Source organism: Vreelandella boliviensis LC1 (assembly GCF_000236035.1).
Lineage (GTDB): Bacteria > Pseudomonadota > Gammaproteobacteria > Pseudomonadales > Halomonadaceae > Vreelandella > Vreelandella boliviensis.
This window is the reverse complement of the sequence record NZ_JH393259.1, coordinates 263,387-271,049: the sequence shown is the minus strand read 5'-3', so window position 1 is coordinate 271,049 and position 7,663 is coordinate 263,387. Positions and strand designations below refer to the sequence as shown.

Annotated in this window: 8 protein-coding genes; 2 read left to right on the top strand and 6 right to left on the bottom strand. The window is 53.7% G+C overall.

Features of this window, described 5'->3' with window-relative positions; translation table 11 throughout:
* Positions 1–113 precede the first annotated feature (113 nt).
* The 3 genes from ruvC to KUC_RS15740 form a co-directional block, all read right to left on the bottom strand.
* Complete coding sequence (gene ruvC, locus KUC_RS15750) at positions 114–677, bottom strand: crossover junction endodeoxyribonuclease RuvC (RefSeq protein ID WP_176459017.1); 564 nt, start codon at positions 675–677, stop codon at positions 114–116.
* A gap of 79 nt (positions 678–756) precedes the next feature.
* Entirely contained in the window at positions 757–2,538 is a 1,782-nt protein-coding gene (gene aspS / locus KUC_RS15745; protein WP_007114217.1) for an aspartate--tRNA ligase, read from the bottom strand.
* 65 nt (positions 2,539–2,603) lie between these two features.
* Positions 2,604–2,903: an FmdB family zinc ribbon protein gene (locus KUC_RS15740; protein ID WP_007114216.1), complete on the bottom strand. Its 300-nt coding sequence runs from the start codon at positions 2,901–2,903 to the stop codon at positions 2,604–2,606.
* Between the two features lie 322 nt (positions 2,904–3,225).
* Here KUC_RS15740 and KUC_RS15735 point away from each other — a divergent pair, with 322 nt between their 5' ends.
* A complete protein-coding gene (locus tag KUC_RS15735) occupies positions 3,226–4,167 on the top strand; it encodes a D-2-hydroxyacid dehydrogenase (protein WP_007114214.1) in 942 nt (313 codons plus the stop codon).
* A 35-nt stretch (positions 4,168–4,202) separates the two neighbouring features.
* Here the strand turns inward: KUC_RS15735 and KUC_RS15730 are convergent, their stop codons facing one another.
* Positions 4,203–4,478: an acylphosphatase gene (locus KUC_RS15730; protein WP_040481231.1), complete on the bottom strand. Its 276-nt coding sequence runs from the start codon at positions 4,476–4,478 to the stop codon at positions 4,203–4,205.
* 34 nt (positions 4,479–4,512) lie between these two features.
* Positions 4,513–5,412 (bottom strand): YihY/virulence factor BrkB family protein, encoded by a 900-nt coding sequence (locus tag KUC_RS15725; RefSeq protein WP_007114212.1) that lies wholly within the window; start codon positions 5,410–5,412, stop codon positions 4,513–4,515.
* Positions 5,413–5,567: 155 nt separating this feature from the next.
* Here KUC_RS15725 and KUC_RS15720 point away from each other — a divergent pair, with 155 nt between their 5' ends.
* Positions 5,568–6,668 carry a bifunctional nicotinamide-nucleotide adenylyltransferase/Nudix hydroxylase gene (locus KUC_RS15720; RefSeq protein ID WP_007114211.1) on the top strand — a complete coding sequence of 367 codons (1,101 nt, stop codon included), beginning with the start codon at positions 5,568–5,570 and terminating at the stop codon, positions 6,666–6,668.
* A 17-nt stretch (positions 6,669–6,685) separates the two neighbouring features.
* Here the strand turns inward: KUC_RS15720 and KUC_RS15715 are convergent, their stop codons facing one another.
* Complete coding sequence (locus KUC_RS15715; protein WP_007114210.1) at positions 6,686–7,603, bottom strand: LysR substrate-binding domain-containing protein; 918 nt, start codon at positions 7,601–7,603, stop codon at positions 6,686–6,688.
* Positions 7,604–7,663: the final 60 nt, after the last annotated feature.

Sequence of the window (7,663 nt, the reverse complement as noted above, 5' to 3'; positions counted from 1 at the left end):
CCATGGATGGCGGAAATGCCGGAATTGTTGGGAACACTTTCCGGCCCTGGCCGAAAGACCCTCGCTTCAATCTGTCCTCATACGCAGCTATGGGCACATTGTTTAGTCGTCATTTAAAGCCGCCAGCGCCCCGTAGAGCGTCGACGTCCTCGAGATGGCGCGGCGGGCAAGCCATGGCCGTTAATGACAGAGCCGTTATAAGCATGGGTTAACGCAATGGCTAATGCATCGGCGGCGTCAGCTTGCGGGGTAGCAGAGAGCTGCAGAATAGCAGTCACCATATGCTGCACCTGTTCTTTATCCGCGCCACCCTGGCCAGTCACCGCCTGCTTTATCTGCCGCGCGGCATACTCTGCAAGGCTCAGGCCATGATTGGCCATGCACACCATTGCTGCCCCCCGAGCCTGGCCCAGCTTCAGCGCTGAATCGGGGTTTTTGGCCATAAATACCCGCTCAATGGCCACTTGGGAAGGTCGATGCAGGCCGACTACTTCGCTAAGACCAGCGTAAATTTGCGCCAAGCGCTGCTCTAAGGCCCCTTCTGCCGTGCGGATACAACCACTCGCTACGTAGCAGGGTTTAACGCCAATAATATCGATCACCCCGTAACCCGTTAACCGGGAGCCAGGGTCTATGCCCAATATGCGAATAGGTAAGACGGGCTTTTGCTCTTCCATGGCGTCGATACTCGTGTGACTAAAACATACAAAAACACCGACGCCGTAGCGTCGGTGTTGAGCAGCCATCCAAACCGATTTATTCGACGGCGGGTTCCGCTTTAACTTTCTGACGTAGACGGATGTTCAGATCTTTCAACTGTTCGGGACTGACTTCGCCCGGTGCGTTGGTCATCAAACAGGCAGCGCTTTGGGTTTTCGGGAAGGCGATGACTTCACGAATAGTTTTGGCGCCGACCATCAGCATTACCAAGCGATCCAAGCCAAAGGCTAAGCCACCATGAGGCGGCGCACCGTACTGAAGTGCATCCAGCAGGAAGCCGAATTTCTCTTGGGCTTCTTCTTCACCGATACCCAAAATCTCAAACACAGTGCTCTGCATGGCCTGATCATGGATACGAATAGAGCCACCGCCCAGTTCGGTACCGTTGAGGACCATATCGTAAGCGCGAGATAGCGCCTTGGCAGGATCGGCCTTCAGCTCTTCCGGCGTACAGGAAGGCGCCGTGAAGGGGTGGTGCAGCGGGCTCAGGCGACCATTGTCGTCGGCTTCAAACATCGGGAAGTCGACGACCCACAGTGGCGCCCACTCCTGGGTGTAGAGCTCCAGATCAGCACCCAGCTTGACGCGCAGTGCGCCAATAGCTTCGTTAACGATACGGGCTTTATCGGCACCGAAGAAGATAATGTCACCATCTTCTGCGCCCACACGATCGAGCAGCTCTTCAACGATGTTTTCCATAAACTTGACGATCGGCGATTGCAGACCTTCAAGCCCTTTGGCACGCTCGTTGACCTTAATCCACGCCAAGCCTTTGGCACCGTAGATGCCGACAAACTTGGTATACTCATCGATTTCTTTACGTGACAGCTTGGCACCACCGGGCACTTTCAGCGCCGCTACACGACCATCATCCGCGCTGGCGGGGCCAGAGAAGACTTTGAAATCGACTTGCTGCATCAGGTCGTCGACATCGGTCAGTTCCAGTGGGATACGCAGATCAGGCTTGTCGGAACCGAAGCGATCCATCGCTTCCTGCCAGGTCATGCGCGGAAACTGAGGTAGTTCGGCTTTCAGCACGTCCTGGAAAAGCTGACGAATCATGGCTTCAGTAATACCCATGATGTCGTTCTCTTCCACAAACGACGCCTCGATATCAATCTGGGTGAACTCAGGCTGACGGTCAGCGCGCAGGTCTTCATCGCGGAAGCACTTGGCAATTTGGTAGTAGCGGTCAAAACCCGCCACCATCAACAGCTGCTTAAATAGCTGCGGTGACTGGGGCAGTGCAAAGAAACTACCCGCGTGGGTACGGCTAGGCACCAGGTAATCACGAGCACCCTCTGGTGTCGCGCGGGTGAGTACCGGCGTTTCGATATCCAGGAAGCCCTGGTTTTCAAGGTATGCGCGAACGTTATGAGAGATACGCGAGCGCAGACGTAACTTCTCGATCATATCCGGGCGACGCAGATCGATATAGCGGTGCTTTAGGCGCACCTCTTCGCCGACTTTACCATGCTCATCCAACTGGAATGGCGGAGTAACGGCAGTATTAAGCACTTCAACGTCTTTTGCCAACACCTCAATCATACCCGTCGGCATGTTGGCGTTTTGGGTGCCTTCTGGGCGCAGTCTAACGCGACCAGTGATACGCAGGACAAATTCGCTACGGGCACGGTCGGCATTAGCGAACGCCTCGGCGGTATCAGGGTCGACCACGAACTGTGCGATGCCGTCGCGATCGCGCATATCGAGGAAAATTACCCCACCGTGGTCACGGCGGCGATGAACCCATCCGCATACCGTAACCGTTTGATCCACCAAAGTTTCGTTTAGCTGGCCGCAATAATGACTGCGCATGTCAAATCCTGTTCTGTTACGTGGCAATGAGAGTGTCGCGGGCGTCCCGACCCTGACTGCTGCGGCTATGCCGCGGCGCCCTTGTCTTTGGGAGTAACGCTCTTAGCGGTAGCGCTGGAATCGCTTGATTTACCGGCATCTGCAGAGGCAGTTTTACCATCAGCGACCAGATTCTTTTTGCTACCGGTTTTGAAATCTGTTTCGTACCAACCGCCGCCGGCCAAACGGAAACCCGCTGCCGAGACAAGCCGTTTCAAGCCATCGCTTTGGCATGCAGGGCAATCCTTAAGGGGATCGGCGCTAATTTTCTGCAATTTTTCCATGCGATGGCCGCACGCCTTGCACTCATATTCGTAAATGGGCATCTTGATGACTCCTAATAAGCTCAACCCTGACAAGCATGGTTCTGGCAAACATACTCTAAAAGACTTCTCTAAAAGACTTAGCTCTAAAAGACTTAGCTCTAGAAGACTTAGCTCTAAATGGCTTGGCTCTGGCAGACCCAGTGCTAAAGACTCAGTTCTGAAAAGAGAGAACAATAGCGAACACAAACGCTGCCAAGCTGCAATATGTGGCCAGTCGGGGTAAATTCCAAGGCTGCGGTTGATAAAGCGCCGCCATTATACCCTTTTGTGCCCCCTCGCGAGCAAGGTTATACAGCCCCCAGCAGTTAATGGAGAGAAGAAAATGCCCCATGCGGTGATACTGGATGCGCAAAGTCTCGGCCCCGAGATCAATTTGACCGCCATTAAAGAGTCGGTTTCAAACCTTGAGGTGTTTGAGCAGAGTACAACTCAACAAGCGCAGGAACGCCTTGCTAACGCCGATATAGCGATCGTGAACAAGGTAATGCTGGACGCCGAGACGCTTCAACAGCTGCCTAAACTGCGGCTGATATGCGTATTGGCGACAGGCCTTAATAATATCGATCTTGAGAGTGCAAAAGAACACAATATCGAAGTTAAAAACGTCGCGGCTTATGGCACCGCCAGCGTTTCCCAACACACTTTAATGCTTATGCTCGCATTAGCCAATCGCCTCCCCCAATACCAGCGCGATGTCGCCGCAGGCGAGTGGCAGCGTAGCGCCTTCTTCTGCCTGCAGGATTACCCAACGCTCCAGCTGTCAGGCAAACAGTTAGTGATGGTAGGGCAAGGTGAGTTAGGTACTGAAGTAGCACGCCTGGCGGAAGCCTTTGGCATGCAGGTCACCTTTGCCGCCCGCCCAGGTAATGAGGCAAATGATAAGCGCCCGGCCCTGGACGACCTGCTACCGGATGCCGATGTTATCAGTCTGCACTGCCCGTTGAGCGAGGCCACCAAGCACTTGATTAACCGGGAACGCTTAGCGCGCGCCAAGAACTCGCTGATATTGATTAACTGCGCCCGTGGCGGGGTTATCGATGAAGTGGCCGCGCTGGAGGCACTGCGTAGTGGCAAGCTAGGTGGATTAGGTGTCGATGTACTGCCCGCTGAACCGCCCAGAGATAGTCATCCACTACTGGATGCGCTCGGCGAGCCGCTCAATTTAATCGTTACGCCTCATAACGCCTGGATCACACCGGAAGCGCGCCAGAATATCGTTGGCCTAACGGCTAACAATATTCTTGAATGGAAAAGCACCAAATAGAAACTTGCCGACTAACCAGAGGTTCTAAAAAGACCTTATTGAGTGACAAAGTGGCTCGAGGCGCGACAATTATCCAGTACCTCGAGCTCCACGTGGGTAACCTGCGCACCTTCTGAGCCCTGCCACAGCCATTCGCTCAGCAACTTGACTGCGTCTGAGTGACCACACATCAACACTTCAACGCGGCCATCCGGCAAATTTTTGGCGTAGCCGGTGATACTGTGCTGAAGAGCTTTCTCTTGAGTAGCTCGGCGATACCAGACACCCTGCACCTTGCCAGTCACAAGGGCACGTACACAGCAATCGCTCATACTCACCTCCTTACCTTTCGCTTCTTACCGAAGTTTAAACAAACTCGCGTTTGACAATCACAGCACTGTTACGCGGTATCAGCGGGCGGCCACGGCGCAGCAGCAATGAGCGGGTAAAAGCAGCCCCAAACAACAGTATTAGTGAACTGTAGTAGACCCACAGTAAAACCATCACCACCGACCCGGCGGCCCCATAGGTGGATGCTGTTGCCGTATACGCCAGGTAAATCGCGATCAAATTGCGTCCAACGGTAAACAGCACAGCGGTTACGACAGCACCAATAAATACATCTTGCCAACGCAAAACAACGTCGGGAAGCACTTTAAAAATGGTGGCAAATAATAATGTTACGACACCCAGCGAGACCAGCGACTCAACTGACGTTGTTAACAAGCTGGCATAAGGCAATAGATTATCGGCCGCCTGCAGCATACCGCGCAATACGACGCCTAACACCAGCGATACCATCAGTATAAATCCGATGGAGAGCACCACCGTTAACGAGAGCAAGCGATTTTTAATAAACAACAACACGCTGTTGGAGGTCGGCTTTGCCGTTACGCCCCAAATGGTATTGAGCGAAAACTGCATCTGGGCGAAGACTGTCGTCGCACCGATCACCAGCGCCCCCACACCCAATAGCGTTGGCAAAATACCGGACTCTTCTATTCTCGACTGGGCAACAGCTTGTTCGATAGCAACTGCTGCATCCATCCCCAATGTACCTTGTAGCTGAGCGACTATTTGGCCTTGGGCAGCCTCTTCACCCAATACAACACCGATTACCGTGACAGCGATAATAATCGTCGGTGCCAATGAGAAAAGTGTATAGAACGCTAGTGAGCCCGCGTAGCTAAAGGCATTTCGCTCCAACCAAAGTGACGTGGCGTCTTGCACTACTCTCCACCAAAAGATAGCCGTGCGTTTAATCATATTCACTCCCTGTGTGCTGGGTGCCATGCAAGGTATCCGGGCGTTTTATAAGCGTTATCAATATCCTATTTTTCTAGCATACCTAACCACAGCGTTTAGCGCAGTTTTCTGGTACGTTGCATCTCTGATATCACCAAACGAAAAAGGAAGCTTGGATGGCTACTGAAACTTCGCGCTCCGCGACCGCCTGCGACTTCGACTGTTTGGTGTTTATCGGCCGTTTCCAGCCGCCGCACCTGGGGCATCTGGCGATTATTCGTGAGGCGCTCAAACGTGCGCGGCAGGTTATTGTGTTGGTAGGCTCTTCCTGGCAGGCGCGCTCACTGCGTAATCCCTGGCGATTCGAAGAGCGTCAAGCGATGCTTCGCGCGGGTTTTAACGACGCCGATAATCAACGCTTGGAAATCACCCCGCTACTCGACGCCCTCTATAACGACGATGTTTGGGTGCGCGATGTGCAGCGCAAAGTCCGCGATTTGGCAGCACCTGCCAATGCCCGTCTACCCCGTATTGGTTTGATTGGAGCCAGCCGCGGCCAGTCCAGCTACTACCTTTCACTATTTCCTCAGTGGGAATCGGTCAGCGTGCCATCGGTGGAGGGAATTTCAGCCAGTCAAATACGCGAGCGTCTGTTTCGCTCCGCAAGTTCAACAGATGACTACTTGAGTACTGGTGCGTACCACGATCTACCGCCGGGCGTTGTGGAGAGCGTCAAGCACTTTTGCAATCAACGCGCCTACCAGCGACTGCTGGAAGAGCAGCAGCTATTGGATCAGTACCGTCAGGCCTGGGCTCACGCGCCCTACCCGCCTATTTTTGTTACGGTTAATGCAGTGGTCGTGCAATCGGGCCATGTACTGCTGGTGCGGCGCACGGCAGCACCCGGAAAAGGTCTTTATGCCCTGCCTGGGGGGTTTATTAATCCCCACGAGCGGCTTTTGGATGCTTGCTTGCGCGAACTTCGCGAGCGCATACGCTTAAAGGTTCCCGAGCCGGTTCTCAAAGGCTCACTGCGTGGCCAACGTCTGTTTGATGAGCCCCACCGCAGCTGGCGTGGGCGTACCTTGGCGGAAGCTTTCTATTTTGCGCTACGCCCTGACCAGCAGCTGCCACGCCTAAAGCCCGTTAAAGGCGGTGATCATGCACGCTGGGTAGCACTTGCCGATCTTGAGCCCGACAGCCTGTTTGAAGATCACTTCTTTATTATCCAGAACTTCTTAGGGCTACCCGCCGATTTCGGCAGTAGCAGTAGCTAAACGATCACCGACAAGCGCTATGCTTGCAGGAAATCCCGCGGTAGCTTCATCATCTGCCGCCACAAACGCTCTACGCCGGGCTTATGCACCATTGAGCAGCGATATAAGCGGATTTCCAGAGGAATATCCCAGTTCGGGTCACCAGCTCTCACCAAGCGGCCACTTTTTAGCTCTTCACGAATACAAAAGTCGGGTATCCATGCTATGCCAACGCCCTGGAGCACCATCCCCTTTAGACCTTCGGCCATGGCCGTTTCATATACCGTACGCAGCTTCATACGCAGCGGGTCATTCTTCAGAAGCATACGCACACTGCGTCCCAAGAAAGCCCCTTGGGTATAAGACAGATAGGGAATGGAGGTGTCGTGCTGAAGTGAAAACTTTGCTTTCCCATGCTCGTCTGGCAACGAAACGGGCAGCATATTGACCTTTCCAATCGAAAAGGAGGGAAATACCTCAGCGTCCAGCTGCATCGTCGCAAAGGGATCATAGTAGGCGAGCATCAAATCGCAGTTACCCTCCCGCAGCACATGAATCGCTTCCCCCACATTCATGGCCACCAAGCGAGTCGGCAACTCGCCCAAGCCCTGCTGCAAGCGGGAGATCCAAGGGGGATAGAAGCTTAATGCCAGGGAGTGCGCCGCGACAATATCCAGCGCCTCATTGGCGATGGAAAGACCACGCAAATGGCTAAGCGATTCGTTTAGCTGCTCGACCAAGTTGCGCGCGGTGACCAAAAATAGCTGCCCTTCTGGCGTTAACCCCACGGGGGTGGTTGAACGATCAACCAAAGTGACATCAACGGCCTGCTCCAACGCGCGGATACGGCGACTAAAAGCCGGTTGGGTAACGTGTCGCTGTCGTGCTGACGCGGAGAAACTGCGCGTATTGGCTAGTGCTACAAAGTCTTCCAACCATTTTGTTTCAAGATTCACCCCTGACTCCTTGTCTCACCCTGCTTTCACGCATATTGGTTTTCCTTTTAGACTGACTTA